The sequence below is a fragment of the Actinomadura sp. ATCC 39365 genome (assembly GCF_054392275.1).
In genome coordinates, this window is record NZ_CP184335.1 from 3,636,636 (window position 1) to 3,653,995 (window position 17,360).

Annotated in this window: 19 protein-coding genes; 7 read left to right on the forward strand and 12 right to left on the reverse strand. The window is 71.8% G+C overall.

What is annotated here, in order from left to right; genetic code table 11:
* Nucleotides 1-51 precede the first annotated feature (51 nt).
* The 3 genes from ACNF49_RS18120 to ACNF49_RS18130 form a co-directional block, all read right to left on the reverse strand.
* Nucleotides 52-471, reverse strand: coding sequence for an AMP-binding enzyme (locus ACNF49_RS18120; protein WP_482944421.1), 420 nt, complete (start codon nucleotides 469-471; stop codon nucleotides 52-54).
* Nucleotides 468-1,508 (reverse strand): AMP-binding protein, encoded by a 1,041-nt coding sequence (locus ACNF49_RS18125; RefSeq protein WP_482944422.1) that lies wholly within the window; start codon nucleotides 1,506-1,508, stop codon nucleotides 468-470. Before ACNF49_RS18125 ends, ACNF49_RS18120 begins: the two co-directional genes overlap by 4 nt.
* 139 nt (nucleotides 1,509-1,647) lie before the next feature.
* Nucleotides 1,648-2,562 (reverse strand): DMT family transporter, encoded by a 915-nt coding sequence (locus tag ACNF49_RS18130; RefSeq protein ID WP_357965491.1) that lies wholly within the window; start codon nucleotides 2,560-2,562, stop codon nucleotides 1,648-1,650.
* 439 nt (nucleotides 2,563-3,001) lie between these two features.
* Here ACNF49_RS18130 and ACNF49_RS18135 point away from each other — a divergent pair, with 439 nt between their 5' ends.
* Both ACNF49_RS18135 and ACNF49_RS18140 read left to right on the forward strand, forming a co-directional pair.
* Nucleotides 3,002-3,412, forward strand: coding sequence for a hypothetical protein (locus ACNF49_RS18135; RefSeq protein WP_482944423.1), 411 nt, complete (start codon nucleotides 3,002-3,004; stop codon nucleotides 3,410-3,412).
* Nucleotides 3,413-3,658: 246 nt separating this feature from the next.
* Complete coding sequence (locus tag ACNF49_RS18140) at nucleotides 3,659-4,810, forward strand: serine hydrolase domain-containing protein (RefSeq protein WP_482944424.1); 1,152 nt, start codon at nucleotides 3,659-3,661, stop codon at nucleotides 4,808-4,810.
* 15 nt (nucleotides 4,811-4,825) lie between these two features.
* Here ACNF49_RS18140 and ACNF49_RS18145 read toward each other — a convergent pair whose 3' ends face one another.
* From ACNF49_RS18145 to ACNF49_RS18160, 4 genes are all read right to left on the reverse strand, one after another.
* Entirely contained in the window at nucleotides 4,826-5,236 is a 411-nt protein-coding gene (locus tag ACNF49_RS18145; protein WP_482944425.1) for a DUF6624 domain-containing protein, read from the reverse strand.
* A gap of 67 nt (nucleotides 5,237-5,303) precedes the next feature.
* Nucleotides 5,304-6,062, reverse strand: coding sequence for a MerR family transcriptional regulator (locus ACNF49_RS18150; protein ID WP_482944426.1), 759 nt, complete (start codon nucleotides 6,060-6,062; stop codon nucleotides 5,304-5,306).
* Between the two features lie 10 nt (nucleotides 6,063-6,072).
* Entirely contained in the window at nucleotides 6,073-6,957 is an 885-nt protein-coding gene (locus ACNF49_RS18155) for a DUF2268 domain-containing putative Zn-dependent protease (RefSeq protein ID WP_357965481.1), read from the reverse strand.
* Nucleotides 6,958-7,518: 561 nt separating this feature from the next.
* Nucleotides 7,519-8,073: a hypothetical protein gene (locus ACNF49_RS18160; protein ID WP_357965479.1), complete on the reverse strand. Its 555-nt coding sequence runs from the start codon at nucleotides 8,071-8,073 to the stop codon at nucleotides 7,519-7,521.
* 611 nt (nucleotides 8,074-8,684) lie between these two features.
* Here ACNF49_RS18160 and ACNF49_RS18165 point away from each other — a divergent pair.
* Together ACNF49_RS18165 and ACNF49_RS18170 are read left to right on the forward strand one after the other, a co-directional pair.
* The gene (locus ACNF49_RS18165; RefSeq protein ID WP_357965476.1) at nucleotides 8,685-9,092 is read left to right on the forward strand and encodes a YciI family protein; all 408 of its coding nucleotides are present in this window, start codon (nucleotides 8,685-8,687) and stop codon (nucleotides 9,090-9,092) included.
* Nucleotides 9,093-9,130: 38 nt separating this feature from the next.
* Nucleotides 9,131-10,267 (forward strand): RNA polymerase sigma factor, encoded by a 1,137-nt coding sequence (locus tag ACNF49_RS18170; RefSeq protein ID WP_482944427.1) that lies wholly within the window; start codon nucleotides 9,131-9,133, stop codon nucleotides 10,265-10,267.
* Between the two features lie 85 nt (nucleotides 10,268-10,352).
* On the opposite strand, the gene ACNF49_RS18175 is transcribed toward ACNF49_RS18170, so the two are convergent.
* Genes ACNF49_RS18175 through ACNF49_RS18185 form a run of 3 tightly spaced genes read right to left on the reverse strand, consistent with a single transcriptional unit; the run spans nucleotide 10,353 to nucleotide 12,183 of the window.
* Nucleotides 10,353-11,081, reverse strand: a complete 729-nt coding sequence (locus ACNF49_RS18175) for a TSUP family transporter (RefSeq protein ID WP_482944428.1) — start codon at nucleotides 11,079-11,081, stop codon at nucleotides 10,353-10,355.
* Nucleotides 11,082-11,113: 32 nt separating this feature from the next.
* Nucleotides 11,114-11,806: a cation efflux transmembrane domain-containing protein gene (locus ACNF49_RS18180; RefSeq protein WP_482944429.1), complete on the reverse strand. Its 693-nt coding sequence runs from the start codon at nucleotides 11,804-11,806 to the stop codon at nucleotides 11,114-11,116.
* Nucleotides 11,803-12,183 carry an ArsR/SmtB family transcription factor gene (locus ACNF49_RS18185; protein WP_482944430.1) on the reverse strand — a complete coding sequence of 127 codons (381 nt, stop codon included), beginning with the start codon at nucleotides 12,181-12,183 and terminating at the stop codon, nucleotides 11,803-11,805. The genes ACNF49_RS18180 and ACNF49_RS18185 overlap by 4 nt, the downstream gene beginning before the upstream one ends.
* A 136-nt stretch (nucleotides 12,184-12,319) precedes the next feature.
* Between ACNF49_RS18185 and ACNF49_RS18190 the strand changes: the two genes are divergently transcribed.
* The gene (locus ACNF49_RS18190) at nucleotides 12,320-12,550 is read left to right on the forward strand and encodes a hypothetical protein (RefSeq protein WP_482944431.1); all 231 of its coding nucleotides are present in this window, start codon (nucleotides 12,320-12,322) and stop codon (nucleotides 12,548-12,550) included.
* A 60-nt stretch (nucleotides 12,551-12,610) separates the two neighbouring features.
* Here the strand turns inward: ACNF49_RS18190 and ACNF49_RS18195 are convergent, their stop codons facing one another.
* On the reverse strand, nucleotides 12,611-13,276 hold the full coding sequence (locus ACNF49_RS18195; protein WP_482944432.1) for a thermonuclease family protein: 666 nt from the start codon (nucleotides 13,274-13,276) through the stop codon (nucleotides 12,611-12,613).
* Nucleotides 13,277-13,585: 309 nt separating this feature from the next.
* Between ACNF49_RS18195 and ACNF49_RS18200 the strand changes: the two genes are divergently transcribed.
* Entirely contained in the window at nucleotides 13,586-14,542 is a 957-nt protein-coding gene (locus ACNF49_RS18200; protein WP_482944433.1) for an ankyrin repeat domain-containing protein, read from the forward strand.
* A gap of 32 nt (nucleotides 14,543-14,574) precedes the next feature.
* Here ACNF49_RS18200 and ACNF49_RS18205 read toward each other — a convergent pair whose 3' ends face one another.
* Nucleotides 14,575-16,536, reverse strand: coding sequence for a putative N-acetylmannosamine-6-phosphate 2-epimerase (locus tag ACNF49_RS18205; RefSeq protein ID WP_498702631.1), 1,962 nt, complete (start codon nucleotides 16,534-16,536; stop codon nucleotides 14,575-14,577).
* Nucleotides 16,537-16,661: 125 nt separating this feature from the next.
* Here ACNF49_RS18205 and ACNF49_RS18210 point away from each other — a divergent pair, with 125 nt between their 5' ends.
* Nucleotides 16,662-17,357: a GntR family transcriptional regulator gene (locus tag ACNF49_RS18210; protein ID WP_482944435.1), complete on the forward strand. Its 696-nt coding sequence runs from the start codon at nucleotides 16,662-16,664 to the stop codon at nucleotides 17,355-17,357.
* Nucleotides 17,358-17,360 lie beyond the last annotated feature (3 nt).

The window sequence follows — 17,360 nt, forward strand, 5'->3', positions numbered from 1 at the left end:
CACGCGGTCGCATCTCCGAGAATGCGCGTGCCCGCAATAGGGCTTTGCGTGTCAGCCGATGCGCTTTCGGTCCACCTTTCCGGTCGAGGTACGCGGGAACGGCTGCTCGACCAGCCTGATGGCGGACGGGATCGCGGCCCGCGGCAGCCGCATCGCGCAGTGCGTACGCAGCCGCAGCCCCGACAGCCGCCCCGGCCCGGTCCCGCGGACGAACGCGGTGAGCCGGGTCTCGGCGCCGTCCACGGCCGGGACGACGGCGGCCTCCAGGACGTCGTCGTGCTCCAGCAGCACCCGCTCGATCTGCTCCAGGTTCACCCGGATGCCGCGCACCTTGAGCTGGAAGTCGTCCCGGCCGACGAGGAACAGCCGGCCGGCGGCGTCCCGGCGGACCAGGTCGCCGGTGCGGAAGAAGCGGCGGCCGTCCGGCCCGGTCACGAACCTGCCGGTCGCCGCGGCCGGGTCCGGCGTCACGTACCCCTCGGTCTGGAAGGGCGTCCAGACCAGGAGCTCGGTGCCGCCGTCGTCCGGCGGGACGGGGGCCAGATCAGGGCCGAAGGCCACGACGACGCCGGGCAGCGGGCGGCCGATCGGCAGGGGGCGGGCCCGGCCGCCTCGGCGGCGTCGAACTCGTGCCAGAAGCTGTCGTTGGTCTCGGTGCAGCCGTAGACGTTGTGCAGCCGGGCGCGCGGGAACCTGCGCGGCAGCCCGGCGCGCAGCGGGACCGGCGCGTGGTCGCCGGTGACGATGACGTGCCGCACGCCGGGGAAGACGCCCTCCTCCAGCAGCTGGTACAGCATGGGCACGCCTTGGACGACGGTGACCCCGCAGGCGGCGAAGAAGTCGCAGACGTAGCGCGGGTTGGCGGCCAGCGCGGGGTCGACCAGGGCGACGCATCCGCCGTGCCGCAGCGTGGCCCACACGTCCAGCAGGCACAGGTCGAAGTTGAGCGGCGCGTAGTTGAACACCACCTCGCCGGGGCCGAGGCCGAACGCGTCGCCGGCCCAGTCGGTGAACCGCGCCACCGCGCCCGCCGACAGCGGGACGATCTTCGGGGTGCCGGTCGAGCCGGAGGTGGTCAGCATGAACGCGCTGTCCTGGCCGGCGACCGCCACCGGGTCGGGGAGCGCAGGCCCGCCGCCGTGCCCGCTGATCACGGCGGTGACCACGTCGGGGTGTTCGGCGGCGTCCTCGGGGGTGGCGGCCAGCACCTCGACGCAGCCCGCCCGTGCGCACAACTCGCCGAGCGCGACCGCGCCGAGGTCGATCGGCGGCAGCAGCAGCGGACGCCCGGCCGCCAGGCAGCCGAGCACGAGCGCGACCGCCTGCGGGGATTTACGGGCGAGCACCGCGACCGGGCCCGGCGGAAAGGCGTCCAGTTCTTTCTGTGCCCGTCCGGCCATGGTGGCCAGTTCGGCGTAGCTGACCTTTTCCGTCCTGGTGCGCAGCGCCGGTGCGGACGGTTCTCTCTCGGCGTGCGCGATGAAATCGCGGAGCAGTTCTGTGGTCATCGGAAGGTCACCCATCGATTTCTTGGTTGCCGGATACCAATGATTTTCTTCGATGTGCGACCGCGGAATCGGGAATGCGGGCTTCAGCTAATTGCCCGCGTCCGGCAGCTTCCTGCAACGCCTCGACCACGAGAACGGGTCAGGACCGTACTTCCAGTTCTTCGGCCCGCTCCGGCGGGCCGGCCGCCGGAGCGGGCGGCTCCTTCTCCGCGCGGGTGGCCAGCACGCAGCCGCCCAGGATGAGCGCGAACGAGACGACGATCAGGGCGGTCAGCGGCTCGTCCAGGATCAGCACCCCGGCGACGATCGCCACCGCCGGGTTCATGTACGTCGACACCAGCGCCCGCGACGGCCCGGCCTCCTTGATGAGCTCCACGAACACCACGAACGCCAGCCCGGTGCAGACCACGCCGAGGCCGCCCAGCGCCGCCAGCACCTGCCAGCTCGGCATGGCGGACGGCCAGGTCCAGATCGCGGCGGGCGTGTAGACCAGCGCGGCCAGGGTCAGGCAGGCGGCGGTCAGCGGGATGGTGGGCAGGTCCCGCAGGTGCCGGTCGGCGACGAGCGGGGCGATCGAGTAGCAGAGCGCGGTCAGCAGCACCTCGCCCATCGCCCAGGCGTCCCCGCCGCCCAGGTGCGGCCCGGCCAGCACGGCGACGCCGGCCAGGCCGATCACCAGCCCGGTCCAGCGGGCCCTGCCGAGCCGTTCGCTGCCGCCGCTCAGGCGGGCCAGCGCCACGCCGAGGATGGGGGCAGCGGCGATCAGCAGGCCGCTGGTCGAGCTGGTCAGCCGCCGTTCGGCGTCCGACAGCAGCCACCAGGGCGCCAGGATCTCCAGGAAGGCGAACGCGATGACCGGCCGCCAGTACCGCCGGACCATCGCCAGCTGCCCGCCGCGGATCGCCAGCGGCAGCAGCAGCGCGGCGCCGATCGCGGTGCGCGCGAAGACCAGCACGGGCACCGGCACGCCGCCGACCGCGACCTTGATGAGGAGGTAGGGGATGCCCCAGATCACGGACATCAGGGCGAACAGCACCCAGCCACGGCGGCTCACATGCGTCTCCTTGCGGTCGAGATGGTCGGTCTGCTCATGGACGGTCTGCTCAGGCGAGGGGCGGGGGAGCGGCCGGTGGTGCGGCGGGAGGAGAGGGCGGGGCGGGAGCGGCGCCGGGGATGCGGGCCGGCGGCCTGCGGAAGACCGACGGCGAATCCATGAAAATCCTCCAGCCTATTCGCTGCCGCGCGACAATTCCCGCACGAAAGCATTTCTTCCCGAGAATCGCACGGCGCCCGTGTCGCGGCTTCTTTCAACGTGCTCTTTCAGTGGACAATCGGCTCGACGCCAAGGGATGCTTGACGCGCGACCGGAGTGCCGCCGATCGGTGTCCTCGCAGGTCAGTCGCGAAATCACCGGCCCTCGCCGGACGGCATCGGGCCGTTGGTCCCGCCGCGCCAAGCCGTGCACTGTCACCCTGAAACGGAGGGAAACCACCATGACCGATAAATCCCCCAATCCCGCGCTCCGGCAGCTCGACGTCCTCATCGGCACCTGGCGGGTCAGCAACGTCGAGGACGGCAAGGCGACCGACGCCGGCACCGTGCGCTTCGAATGGCTGGAGGGCGGCAACTTCCTCGTCCAGCACGTCGACCTGGTCGACACCAAGGCCGTGGAGTACATCGGCTACGACGAGGAGAGCAAGACCCTCAAGTCGCACCTCTTCGGCCAGTCCGCCGAGATCCTCAAGTACACCTGGGAGGTCAGCGGCGACACACTGACCATCTGGTACGGCGACCAGGGCTCGCCCGCCCGCTTCGTCGGCAAGTTCAACGAGAACGGCGACACCAACGCCGGCGCCTGGGAGTGGCCCGGCGGCGGCTACCAGTCGACGATGACCCGGGTCTAGCCCCGCCCGGCGCTCCGGCCCGGCGGCGAGGTCGCCGGGCTGCGGCCGGGGGCGATCTGGCAAACCCTTGTCAAGGACGACCGAAAAATCCGTAAGATACGGGTCCTAATGGTACGGATGTGACTTGGGGGCCCTGACGTGACGCTGCTGTCCCGGCGAAACCTTCTCAAAGCTGGCGCGATCGCGGTTCCGGCCGCGGTCCTCGCGCCCGGAACGGCGGCCCAGGCGGCGCGGGCGGCGCGGCCCATGCCAGGGGTCGAGATGTCGGGCATCGCGCCCGCCTCGCTCGCCGGTTTCGACAACCTGTTGAAGAAGTTCGTGCTGGACCGGCGGATCACCGCCGCGCAGCTCGCCATCATGAAGAGCGGCAAGATCGTCCTTGCCCGGGGCTACCGCTACAACGACTTCTCCAGGGCGCTGCCCGCGGTCTCGCCCACGTCGTTGTTCCGGATCGCCAGCCTGAGCAAGAACATCACCTCTGCCGCGATCATGCGGCTGGTGCAGGACGGCAAGCTCAGCCTGTCGGCCAAGGTCACCCAGCTCCTCGGGCTCACCCCCCTCGACGAGCGCATGGGCCAGGTCACCGTCCTGCGCCTCATGCAGCACCTCGGCGGCTGGGACCGCGGCGTCTCCAAGGACCAGCTCTGGCTGGACCACACCATCTCCGCCGCGCTCGACGTGCCGCTGCCGATCAGCCACGCCGACATCGTCAAGTACGCCACCGCCCGGCGGCTCGACTTCGACCCCGGCAGCAAGATGGTCTACAGCAACTACGGCTACCTGCTGCTGGGCCGCGTCATCGAGAAGGTCTCCGGCATGTCGTACGAGTCGTACGTCAAGAGCAAGCTGCTCCAGCCGCTCGGCATCACCCGCATGCGGCTCGGCCGCAGCCTGCGCAGCGAGGCCGCGCCCGGCGAGATCGCCTACGAGTCGCAGTACACGAACAAGTCGGTGGTGGACACCTCCGGCACCGTCGTCCCCTACCAGTACGGCGGCTTCAACATGCCCAACCAGGACGCCAACGGCGGCTGGCTCGCCTCCGCCGTCGACCTGGTCCGCTGGACCCTCGCCTTCGACAGGCCCGGCACGGTGCTGAGCTCGACCTCGATCGCCAAGCTGGTCGCCAAGCCGGAGATCGGCGTCAACCAGTACGGGTCCTGGTACGGCGGCGGCTGGTGGGTGCGCCAGGTCACCGGCCACCTCAACACCTGGCACGACGGCTCGATGCCCGGCACGTACTCCTACCTGGCCCGGCTGCAGAACGGCTTCAGCTACGCGGTCGTGTTCAACCGCAGGGAGGAGACCGGGTCGCTCGACTTCGACACGCTCGACGACGACATGAACAAGGTCACCGTCTCCTCCTGGCCCACGACGGACCTGACGTCCCGCTACTTCTGAGGACGCCGCGAGCTCTCAGTTCAGTGACCGGAGCTCCTTCAGGTAGTCCTTCAGCGGCTTGAGACCCACCTCCGCGCGCCGTTCGTCGACCCGCGCCTCGTCCTCGATCGGGGTGCGGGGCCGCCATTCGCCCTCGGGGGTGGTCTCCCACTGCGTCCCGTACACCTGGGGCTTCTTCTCCGCCACCCGCACCCGGTCCACCAGGTAGGCCAGCTCGGACGGGTCGGCGTCGCCGTCGTCCACCGCCCGCCGCATCATCTCCAGGCCCCGGCGCTGGAACGCCAGATCGCGGTCGGCGTGCTGGACGAGCGCCCACGCCGCCTGCGCGCCGTCCTTGCCGACCAGCGCGGGGTTCCTGGGGGCGTCGTCACCGCACGCCGTGACCATGAGGAACGCCGCGAACAGCCACAGGGACAAGACCCGCATGCCCTCGATCATCCCTCCGCCCGTCCGGGGACGCGAGGGATGACCGCTTGCATCCGGGTACGAGCGCTTACATCCGGGTACGCGCGTACGCCTGCAGCGCGTCGCGGACGAACCTCGCCCCGGCGGCGTCGCCGTACATGGCGGCGAACCTGGGGTCGTCGACGTACATGTCGCCGAGGCAGCTCACCATCTCGATCGAGCGCTCCCGGTCGCCCTCGGCCGTGGGCGTGCCCGGAATCTGGCTCAGCCACCGGACGTGCCGGGCGGCCAGCGACTGGGCGCGGTCGGAGGTGGGGGAGACTCCGGCCTGCACCGCGGCGACCCACGCGGCGACCAGCTCCTCGGCGGCCCGCTTCCAGGCCCGCTGCTGGTCGAGCGTCTTGCCGTGCCACCAGTCGTTGCTCACCTGGAACGCGCGCTCGCCCCAGCGTGAGATCACGTCGTCCTTGTAGTGGTCGTTGAACCCGGCCAGCATGACGTCCATCCGCGGCTCCGCCCCCGCCAGCAGGGCGTCCAGCGTGTGACGCACTGAGCTGATCTGCCGGTCGATGCGGTCGCGCTCCTCCTCCAGCGCGGCGATGTGGGCGCGCAGCCCGTCGCACGCGTCCACCTCGTCGGCCAGGACCTCGGCGATGGCCGGCAGGCCCATGCCGAGTCGGCGCAGGAGCAGGATCCGCTGCAACCGCAGGACCGCGGTGGAGTCGTAGTGGCGGTGGCCGTTCGCGCCCACCCGGGACGGAGTCAGGAGCCCGACGCTGTCGTAGTGCCGCAGGGTACGGCTGCTGACGCCGGCCCTGGCCGCGAGCTCCTGGATCGTCCACTCCATCGTTCCAGTGTCACCCGCGGCGGAGCGTGGTCGCGATGATCTCCGCGCTGTCGGCGTGCAGGGCCTGCGCCGCCGTCCGGCCGGTCGCCGCCAGGTAGGCGTCGACCAGCCGGTTGCCCGCGGCGTACCCGGCGCCCATCGGCAGGCCAACCGGGGTGACACCGAGGTGCTCGGCGCCGGCGTCGCCGTGCACCCAGGCGGTGAAGTTCTCCATGCCCGTCACGTCGAGGCCGGTGAGCACCTTGTCGAAGACCGCGTCGTCGTGCAGGTGCGGCACGCCGATGCGGGCGGGGCCGAGCTCGTCGCCGTAGAGCTGGCGGGCGAAGGCGTCGGCCAGGCCCTCGGAGACGACGTGCTCGCCGACCGTGACGGTCGCCGGGTCCCACACGACCCCGCCGGGGCTGAACCTCAGGTTGTGGTGGAGCTCGTGCACGGCGGTGGCCTCCAGCCGCTCCACGTTCTCGGGGAAGGGCCAGAACGTGATGGCGATGTTGCCCGAGATGCCACCGAACCCGGTCACTCCCTGGCAGGGCCCCATGAAATGCTCGTCAGCCGGATCGCCGAGTACGAACAGCACGGTGATGTCCGGAACGTCCATCCCCGGCGTCGCCTCCAGCAGCACGGCGAGCGCGTCGTCGAGCGCGCGTTGCATCCGCTCCCACGCGCCGGCCGCCTCCAGGGTGTCCAGCGCGTCGAGGCAACGCTTCTCGTCACGGTCGATGGGGAACCCGGACGTCTGGAGATGCACGGACACCAGATCGACCTCACCGGGGTAGTAGCGGTACATGCCGGCGTTGGGCTCCAGCATCGAACGCAGCAGGCCGGCGCGGTCCGCCATCGGGGCCGACAGGATCCGCCGCATGGCGGAGCAGGTGTCAAGAACAGTGATCGACATGGCCCCGATGCTAGAAGTTGACGCAACGTCAACGTCAAGCCAGCCGGATCCGGCTTTCTCGGCTGCTCAGAAGGGGAGTCGGGCGTTGCTGCTGATCCTTGGGAGCCGAACGGGGAGCCGCTGCTCTACCGGGCTTGCGGCTTGAAGATCTTGTCCATCACGACCTTGCCCCTGGTCAGGGCGGATCTCTTGCCGGTAGACGGTCTCGGTCACGTGCGAGAAGAACCGCTTGCGCGGCTGCGGTGTCTCGGGGCCGGGAGAACTCGGCATGCCATCAGGGTCCCGCCACCGCAGCCGCGCCGGGGCACACAGCGCGTTCCCGTCATGAAGCCGTGACCCGAAGCTGGACATCGCCTCCTCTGGGCGGGCAGATTCCACCGGCACTGCCTCCTAGGGATAGCGATCAGGGGCATCGGGCTACCTCGGCGGTCTGCATGTCGATCTGCACGCCGGTACGTCGACCATGAACAGCGCTCAGTCTTCCCGAACCACGCGCTGCCCCCTTCACCTGCGCGCCGCCACTGCGCGAGCGCCCAGTGGGCCCTCTCCGTGGCGCATCGGTCAGTAGTACGTGACCACGGCGTACTGGTACTCGGTGTCGCCGTTCTCGTCGCCGAAGTGCTTGCGTCCCGTCATGATCTCGCCCGGGTTCGCCTTCGACTCGTGCGACTCCTCGGTGTATGTCTCCGACCAGCGCTTATTGACCAGCGTCACGGGCCTGCCCAGATACGTGAGCATGGCGAAGTAGACCACGCTGATGCCGTTCTCGTCCCCGTCGTGCTCGCGGCCGACCATGGCGTTGCTCTCAGGAGCCTCGAACCACGAGTAGGTCTCGGGGTCGACCAGCTGGTAGCGGTTCGTGGACACGGCGACCTGTGTCCTGTCGATCCAGATCTTGCCGCACCAGTACGTCGTGTAGCCGTTCTCGTCCCCATGGTGCGCCCGGCCGATCAACACCTCGTTCTCGGGGCAGAAGAAGCTGCTGTCGTTCTCCTTGACGGTTGCGGAGTACCCCGCGACGATCGAGACGACCGGCTTCGCGGCGGCGGGGTCTGCGGGAGTCAGGGTCAGGGCCAGGACGGCGGACGCCGCAGTGGCGAGCACCTTCTTGTACACGGTTTACGTCCCTCGAATCGGTCGCTCGTGCCGGCGTTTCCGGCACGACGAACACGGTGGCGCACGCCATTGCAGTCACACTTGGAAGTGACTTGTGCCGAGGGATCCGCGGTCGGGCTCGTGGTACCAGGCCCTCTGCCCGGGTTCATGCCACCAGCCGCAAAGAAGCTGTGAGCAGCCGGAGGCTCCCGAACGGCTTGACGCGTCCCCAGTCCGGGAGGCCCTCGTTCGTCGCCGCGATGGTTGCTCCTGCGATCCCGGCCGCCTGGCTGACATAGCTCCATTGCACCCTGCCCCTGGTAGGCGGGGGCGGCGTGATTCTCAACCGTTACCGCAGGCCGATGATCGCGCATGCGGGGATGGTCCCGAGGCACGGGGCGGGCAGGGGAAAGTTCTGAGGCGCTTGCATCATGGCTGCCCCCATTCGCATGCTCCACCCAACCGACATCACGAGACCGGCAGTGACGATGAGGCAGGTGGAAGGCTCCCCGTTCGACTTCTTCAGGCCATGTCGGACGCTCTTCCCCTGCCGCAACGTCAAGGTCAAGCCGAGTTTTGTCCCGAGGGCGGAACCCCGCCAGACTGGGCCGGACAGCTCGAAGGAGGACCTGATGGCCAAATACCTGCTGCTCAAGCACTACCGGGGTGCGCCGGCGGCGGTCAACGACGTGCCGATGGGCCAGTGGACGCCGGAGGAGGTCGCGGCCCACGTCCAGTACATGCGGGACTTCGCCGCCCGGCTTCAGGAGAGCGGCGAGTTCGTCGACAGTCAGGGGCTCTCGCCCGAGGGCACATTCGTGCGCTACGACGGCGAGGGGCGGCCGCCGGTCACCGACGGCCCGTTCGCCGAGACCAAAGACCTGATCGCCGGCTGGATGGTGATCGACGTCGGCAGCTACGAACGGGCGCTGCACCTGGCCGGCGAGCTGTCCGCGGCGCCGGGCGCGGGCGGCGAGCCGATCCACGAGTGGCTGGAGGTGCGGCCGTTCCTGACCGGGACGCACCTGGTGGCCGAGTGAACGAGTCGTTTCCTGACCGGGACGCACCTGGTGGCCGGGTGAACGAGTCGCTGCTGCGGGAGCTGGTGCCCGCGGTGATCGGCGTCGTCGTCCGCCGCGGAGCGGACTTCGCGGCGGCCGAGGACGCCGTCCAGGACGCCCTGTCCGAGGCCGTGCGCGTGTGGCCGGACGACCCGCCCCGCGATCCCAAGGGCTGGCTGGTCACCGTGGCCTGGCGCAAGTTCCTCGACGCCGCCCGCGCCGACGCCTCCCGGCGGCACCGCGAGACCCGCGTCGAGAGCGAGCCCCCGCCGGGCCCCGGGGAGGCGGTGGACGACACGCTCCAGCTGTACTTCCTGTGCGCGCACCCGTCCCTGACGCCGGCCTCGGCCGTCGCGCTCACGCTGCGCGCGGTCGGCGGGCTGAGCACGCGGCAGATCGCGCAGGCGTACCTGGTGCCGGAGGCGACCATGGCCCAGCGGATCAGCCGGGCCAAGCGCACCGTCTCCGGCGTGCGGTTCAACCAGCCCGGCGACGTCGCCACCGTGCTGCGCGTGCTCTACCTGGTCTTCAACGAGGGCTACTCCGGCGACGTCGACCTCGCCGCCGAGGCGATCCGGCTCACCCGGCTGCTCGCGGCGAGGATCAAGCACGAGGAGGTGGCGGGCCTGCTCGCGCTCATGCTGCTGCACCACGCCCGGCGGCCGGCACGCACCGCTCCCGACGGGAGCCTCGTGCCCCTCGCCGAGCAGGACCGCGGCCTGTGGGACACCCGCCTGATCGCCGAGGGCGTCGACGTGCTCCAGGCGGCCCTCGCCCGCGACCGGCTGGGCGAGTTCCAGGCCCAGGCCGCCATCGCCGCGCTGCACGCCGACGCCCCGACGGCCGGGGAGACCGATTGGGCGCAGATCGTCGAGTGGTACGACGAGCTGGTGCGCCTCACCGGCAGCCCGGTGGCCCGCCTCAACCGGGCCGTCGCCGTCGGCGAGGCCGACGGCCCGCGGGCCGGTCTGGCCGCCCTGGCCGAGCTCGACCCGGCCCTGCCCCGCCACGCAGCCGTCGCGGCCTACCTGCACGAACGTGCCGGCGACCCGGCCACCGCGGCGCGGCTCTACACCGAGGCCGCCCGCTCGGCGCCCACCCTCCCCGAACGTGACCACCTCACGCGCCAGGCCACCCGGCTGCGCGAGGCGTGACGTTCCGGCGCGGGCGGGCCCGGCGGTCAGCGTCCGGTCGTCGTGGTCCGGGCCTGACGTCGTCCAGCTTCGGACGGCCGGGTCCTCAGCCTCCGGTGACGACCAGCACCAGTCCGGACGCGACCAGCCCCGCCTCGACCACCACCACGAACGCGCCGGCGGGCAGCCGGTCGACGATCTTCTTGCCCGCCCAGGCCCCGGCCGCGCTCGCCGGCGCCAGGGCCAGCCCGGTGGCGAGGCCGGACGTGGTGAGCACGGCGGCCGCGCCGAAGACGACCAGCTTGGTCAGGTGCATCACCACCGCCGCCGCGGCCTCGGTGCCGATGTAGGCGCCCCGCAACAGGCCGCGGGCCAGGAAGAACGGGGCGACCATCGGCCCCGTGGAGCCGACCAGCGCCGAACCGAACCCGGACACGGCTCCGACGGCCGCGAACGCCGCGTCGTCCAGCCGCACGCCATCCGGCCGCCGGCGCCGCCAGACCACCATGACCAGTAGGAACACCCCGATGACCCGGGTCAGCGCGGCCGGCGGGGCGGCGGCGAACACCAGCGCGCCGGCCGCGGCGGCGGGCACCGCCCCGGCCGCGAAGACGCCCACCAGACGCCGGTCGACCTCGTCCCGGTTGAACCACACCCGGCTGCCGTTGCCGGCGAGCTGCGCGACGGTCAGCACCGCGACCGCGTCCCGGGTGCCCAGGACCGCGACGAACACCGGCAGCAGCAGCACCCCGCCGCCGAACCCGGCCACCGCCGACAGCGTCGCGGTGGCGAACGTCGCCGCCACCATGACGACCACCACCAGGGCGGAGTTCACGCTCCTCACCTTTCCTCGGGGATGCGCGCCTGTCATTCTCCGGACGACGAGCAGCAGGAGCAGCTGGGGGCGCATCCGTCCGCCTGCTCCTCAGGGCCGGCCGGGACGGCGCAGCAGGCGTCACCGCGCCAGGCTTCGCGGCCTTCCTTGACCGCGACGGCGGCGATCACGAGCGCGGCGACCGGGTCGGCCCAGGACCAGCCGAACAGGCTGTTGAGCGCCAGTCCCACCAGCAGCACGCCGGACAGGTAGGTGCACAGCAGGGTCTGCTTGGAGTCGGCCACCGCGGAGGCGGAGCCGAGTTCGCGCCCGGCGCGGCGCTGCGCGTGGGACAGGAACGGCATGATCACCAGCGACAGTGCGGCCAGGACGAGCCCCGGGGCGGAGTGCTCGGCCTCGCCCACCCCCAGCAGCGTACGGACGGCGTCGAAGGTGACGTAGGCGGCCAGCGCGAAGAAGGAGATCGCGATGACGCGCAACGCGGCCCGCTCGCGGCGCTCGTGGTCGGCCGCGGAGAACTGCCAGGCCACCGCGGCGGCCGAGGCGACCTCCACCACCGAGTCCAGGCCGAAGCCGACCAGCGCGGCGGAGGAGGCCACGGTGCCGGCGGTGATGGCCACCACCGCCTCGATCACGTTGTAGGTGATGGTGGCCGCGACCAGCAGGCGGATGCGGCGCCGCAGGGCCGTCCGGCGCGCCGGGGTGGTGAGGTGCGCGGCGGTCACGACACCGGCTTCTCTGTGATCCCGACGGGGGCGGGACACAGCGTCACGGCGTGGCCGGTGGCGGCCAGCAGCTGCTCGGCGGAGGCGAGCACGTCCATCAGCTCGGGCCGGGTCAGGGAGTAGAACGACTGGCGGCCCTCGGCGCGGTAGTCGATCAGGCCGCAGTCGCGCAGGCAGGCCAGATGCTTGGACACCGTGGACTGGGCCAGGCCGAGCTGGGTGGTCAGGTCGACCACGCGGGCCTCGCCACGGGCCAGGCGCTGGACGATGCGCAGCCGGGTCTCGTCGGCCAGGGAGTGGAACAGCGCGGCCGCGGGGGAGATGCCGGCGGCGATGTCGGCACTGACACAACGGCCACCTTCAGAATCAATCGCCATGTGGCGATGTTAGCCCGAATTCGTTATCTATGGCGAGGCCGGTGGTGTTCGCCTGGGGGCCGGTCTCCCGCCTTCCCGTAGGGAAGTGCTCGCGGGGGTCTTTCGGGACGGGGTGGGGCCTGGGAGGCTCGCCTTCGTGAGTCAATCCGGGCCGCGGGGCCGCCCCGCCACCGACGAGCGTGAGACCGTCTGGATCCTTCGGGTGCTCGGGACGACCGGCATCGCGGGCGGACTGGCTTCGGCCGCGTTCATGCTGCTGCAGTGGTCGATCCCGCCGCTGCCCTGGCTGGCGTTCCTGCTCGTCGTCGCGCTGGTCGGGGTCGGTCTGCGTGTCGAGGCGGCGATCCTGGCGCGTCCGGATCGCTGACGTGGCGCCGGTGCCGGGCGCCCCGGCCGGTCGGCCGGGGCGTTCGGCAGGGCGTCCCGGTCAGCGTTCGCAGACGACTCCGTCGCCGTCGCGGTCCTGGTACCACGCGTACTCGGGGTCGACGCCCCGGCGGTACGGGCCGTAGCCGGCGGCGTTCGCCTCGGCGCAGGTGCGGAAGCGCGGGTCGGTGCCGGCGGGCGGGGTCGGCGTGGGGGACGGGGTCGGCGTGGAGGTGGACGTGTCGCACTTGCCGGACCAGATCCGCAACCTCTCCGCCTTGGCCTTCGCCTGTTCCGCGCGGAAGAGGCTCTTGTACCTGTCGTCCGGCTTGGACGGGACGGCCTTGCCGTAGCCGTAGCGGATCAGGTTGCGGTTGACGTGCACGCCCTTGGCGTTCCACACGTGCGAGGGCGGGCGGCCCGGCGTTTTGGCGGTGAGCAGGTGGGCCGTCGTCCCGGGCGGCAGGAGCGCCGCCGTACGGGCGGTCGCCGCCCTCGACCAGCACCGCCCGCGCTCGGGGGTGTCCACGCCGAGCAGTTGCACGCGGATCTTCGTGGTGCCGCGCACGACGTCGATGGTGTCGCCGTCCACGATCTTGACGACCCGGGCCGCGACGGTTCCTCCGGGGACGGTGGCCGCCTCGGCCGGCGCGCTCAGGGCGAGGGTGAGGGGCAACAGGGCGGCCGCGGTGGTGACGATCCTGGCCGTGCTCGCGTTCGTACGCATGGCGTGACTCCAGGGACGGATGGTCCGGACGTGAGGAGACGCACCGACGGAGACAGGGGTGTACCGCCGGAAGGGCACGGTTATGTCACTCCTGGTCGAGGTGCGGCGACGCTGCGCTTAGGGTTTGACTGATCGTCGGCCACCTCGGGGTGGCCGACGTCCATGGTCAGAGGCTTGCGCGGCTCTCCTGGGCCTGCCCCGCGCGGACGGTTGCGCGTGCGGGGCCGGGCGGGCCGTCGGGGAGTGTCCGGCACCGGAGCCGCGATATGCTCGTACTGGTGTTCGATAAGCTGCCTCTGGGGGAGTGCCGTGGTTGTCACCAAGGAAGCCGGATGGGTCGGCCTGAGCTGGGATGACTGGTCCGATCTGAGCGAGATCCGCGCCCGCCTCGACTCCGGCGCCGATCCGCATGCCGACCTGTGGCATGAGGGGCCGCCCCTCCACCTCGCGGCCGAGTACGGTTCGCCCGAGGTGGTCGCCGAGCTGGCCCGCCGGGTCGGCGACGTGGATGCCACGTACGAAGGGCACAGCGCCCTCTGGCGGGCCGTGTTCGCCCATCAAAGGGACAACGCGCTCGCCCTGGTCGCCGCGGGGGCCGACCCGTGGCGGCCGATGACGGGCGGCTGGTCGCCCGGGCGGCTCAGCCTGGCCGGTCCCAATCCGGGCCTGTTCTTCCCCTTCCCGCGCGACAAGCCCACGCTGTCGGAGGCGGAGATCGCCGCCGTCGTGGAGGCCGAGCGGCTGATCGAGGCCCTGGGCGACTTCGGGTACGACGGGTTGGAGCTGGTGTGCGTCGCGGGCGTCACCGCGGCGGAGGCGGCGCGGCGGCTGGGGGCGACGGTGGCCGAGGGAGCCGGGATCGACGGGGTGCTCGACGAGCCGTACCCGCGTGAGGGGAACGGTCTGGTGGGGGCCACCGACGTGCCGGGCGGATGCGTGGTCAGCCGGCGCCGGGCTTCCGAGGTGACCAGCGCCGACGTGATCAACCGCCTCTCGGCCGGCACCGTCTGCTACGCGATGTACGCCGATCCGAAGGGCGGCAACCAGGGCTGCAGCTCGCGGAACGGCGTCGTCGAGGAGTGGGACGCGTATCCGGGCGGCGGCTGGGTGTCGCCGGACAGCTCGGCGGACGAGGTGCTGAACGCCTTTCTCTACCAGGGGGAGGCTGTGGCGTACTGCTGCGCGTACACGGGGCTGCGGCTCACCGACGCCCGGCCCGTCCTGGGGCCGCCCGACATCTGGCTGCACCTCCCGCCTCGCGGCTGACGCCGGTCGGCCGGTACGTGCTTGCTCCGGAGTCAGGGCATGGCGGCCGAGGCCGCGCCCAGCACGGCTCCGTGTGAGCCCAGGGTCGAGAGCCGGACGGGGACGGCGGCTAGGCCGCAGGGCGCGTACCGGCGGATCGTCTCGATCAGGGGGACGGTCAGGAGGTCGCCGAGGCCGGTGACGCCGCCGCCCAGGACGATCACGTCCGGGTCCAGGAGGGTGGCGGCGGAGGCGATCGATCGGCCGAGGATGACGGCGGCCTCGCGGATCACCTCATGGGCCAAAGGGTCGGCGCTCTCCGCCTGATCCTGATGACCGGAGAGCTCGATCAGGTCTCGTAGATCGGTGGTGCTTGTCGGGGTTCGCGGGGTGGGGGGTTCGGTGTTGCGTTGGGCTGCGGAGAGGGGTCCGAGGGCTGGGGGTTCGGTGTTGTGTAGCGCTGCGGAGAGGGATCCGAGGTCGGGGGCGGTGCCGCCGCGGGCGTGGTAGGCCGACAGGATCGCCGGGCCTGACGCGTACGCCTCCAGGTGGCCCGTCGCGCCGCAGGGGCACGGGCGGTCGGCGTCGGCGTTCGGGGGCAGGACGGCCGGGGTGTGGCCGAGGGAGCCCGCCATGCCGTTGCGGCCACGCAGGAGTTCGCCGTCACGTACGAGGGCGCCGCCGAGGCCGGTGCCGATCGTGAGGACCAGGGCCAGGCGGCTGCCCCGGGCCGCGCCGTGGCGGGCCTCCCCGAGCGCCCAGGCGTGGACGTCGTTGAGCACGGTGACGGGCAGGCCGAGCCGTTGGGTGAAGGCGGTGGCCAGGTCGGTGCCCCGCCAGCCGGGCAGGGCGTCGGTGGCGTGCGTGACCACGCCGTTGTCGCCGATCGTCCCAGCGCTGCCGACGCCGCAGGCGATGACGTCCATCCCGGCGGCGCGTGCCTGGGTGAGGCGGTCTTCGGCCAGGTCCAGCGCGGCGGCCAGCACCGCCGCGGCGCCGCCTCCGGCAGGTGTGGGGACGCGGGCGGGCAGGCGGATCTCCGTCTCGGGGGTGGCCGAGGCCGGGATCAGGGCGGCGGCGGTCTTGGTACCGCCGATGTCGATGCCGAGCACGGCGGGGATGGCGTCCGCGTGGCGCCGCACGTTGGGGGCGCTTTTCGTGCGGGGGTGTCCGGCTGGGGTGCTGTCTGTGGGGGGTTGGGCGGTGCTGTTCAGGTGGGGGTGTGCCGCTGGGGTGTTGTCTGGGCGGCGGTTTGGGGTGGGCATGGGTTCGCCGGGGTGGTGGGGGCCTGCGTGGGGTGGGGTGGGAGTCATCGGCTTTCCCCTGGGGGTGGCCGTGGTGAGGTGGCGGGTGAGGGCGAGGGGATCGGTGATGGCGGCGCCGATCACGACGGACCAGGCGCCTCGGGCGAACGCCTCGGCCACGTGGGCGTCGGTGCGGAGCCGGCCCTCGGCGACCGTACGGACTCCGAGGGCGGCGAGTTCGCCGACCAGGTCGAGGTCGGGCTCATGAGGAAGCCCCGGCCGAGGAGCGGCGGCGGGGGCGGGGGTGGTGTAGGGGGTGTAGCCGGAGAGGGTGGTGGAGATCAGGGCTGCGCCTCGGTTCCAGGCGAGCAGTCCTTCCTCCGCTGTCGAGACGTCGGCCATGACGGGCACGCCCAGTTCCCTCCACACCCGTTCGACCAGGGATGGCGGGTCGCCCGCTTCCGCCACGGCCTCCGCCGTCACCTCCAAAGCCACCATGTCGGCGCCGGCTCGTACCAGGGCTTCGCACAGGGCGAAGGTGGGGGTGATCAGGGGGCGGGCGTGGGGGCGGGGGACCTTGGCCAGGCCGATCAGGGGGAGGTCCGTGGCGGCCTTGACCGCGCGGACGTCCTCGGGGCCGTTCACGCGCAGGCCGGCCGCGCCGCCGAGTTCGGCGCAGCGGGCGAGCAGCGCGATGGTGTCCGGGTCGCGGAGGGGATGGCCCTCGGGGGCCTGGCAGCTCACGACCAGGCCGCCTTCGATCGCGGTCACCACATCCATTTGGTACAGCCCAATCTTTCGTTAAAGGGAGACAAGCCCGCCCCACTTGCTCGATTGGTATAGCCCAATTACGATCGGAGCGTCAAGAGGCCCACCCTGACCGAGGACGACCATCCGTGACGAAGATCGGCCAGCTCACAGACCATCTGCTCGCGCTCATCGAGACCGAGCTGAAGCCGGGCGAACGGCTGCCCGCCGAACGCGATCTCGCCGAGGAGTTCGGGGTCAGCAGGCTGACCGTGCGGCGGGCGGTCGACCGGCTGGAGACCGGCCAGCGGGTCTACCGCGTCCAGGGGGCGGGGACGTTCGTCGCGCACCGGAGCATCGCCAAGACGATCGAGCTGACGTCGTTCAGCGAGGACATGCGGGGGCGGGGGCTGGAGCCGGGGTCGCGGCTGCTGGAGGCGGCCGAGGTGCCCGCGGGGGCGCGGGTGGGGCAGGCGCTCGGCATCAGCCCGGCGGACCCGGTCGTGCGGTTGTGCCGGGTGCGTACGGCCAGCGGTTCGCCGATGTGCCTGGAGCGTGCCCACGTGCCGGCCGCGTTCGTGCCCGGACTGCTCGACCGGCCGCTCGGCGGGTCGCTGTACGAGGTGCTGGCGGGGGCGTACCGGATCAGGCTGGAGCGGGCCGAGCAGTCGATCAGGGCCACGGTGCTGGAGCCGGAGGAGGCGGAGCTGCTGGAGGCGGCGCCGCTGGCGCCGGCGTTGCTGGTCGAACGGGTGGCCTACGACCAGCGGGGAAGGGCGGTCGAGGCGGCCAAGTCGATCTACCGTGGCGACCGCTACTCCTACGAGATCGCGATCCGGCGGTGAGGG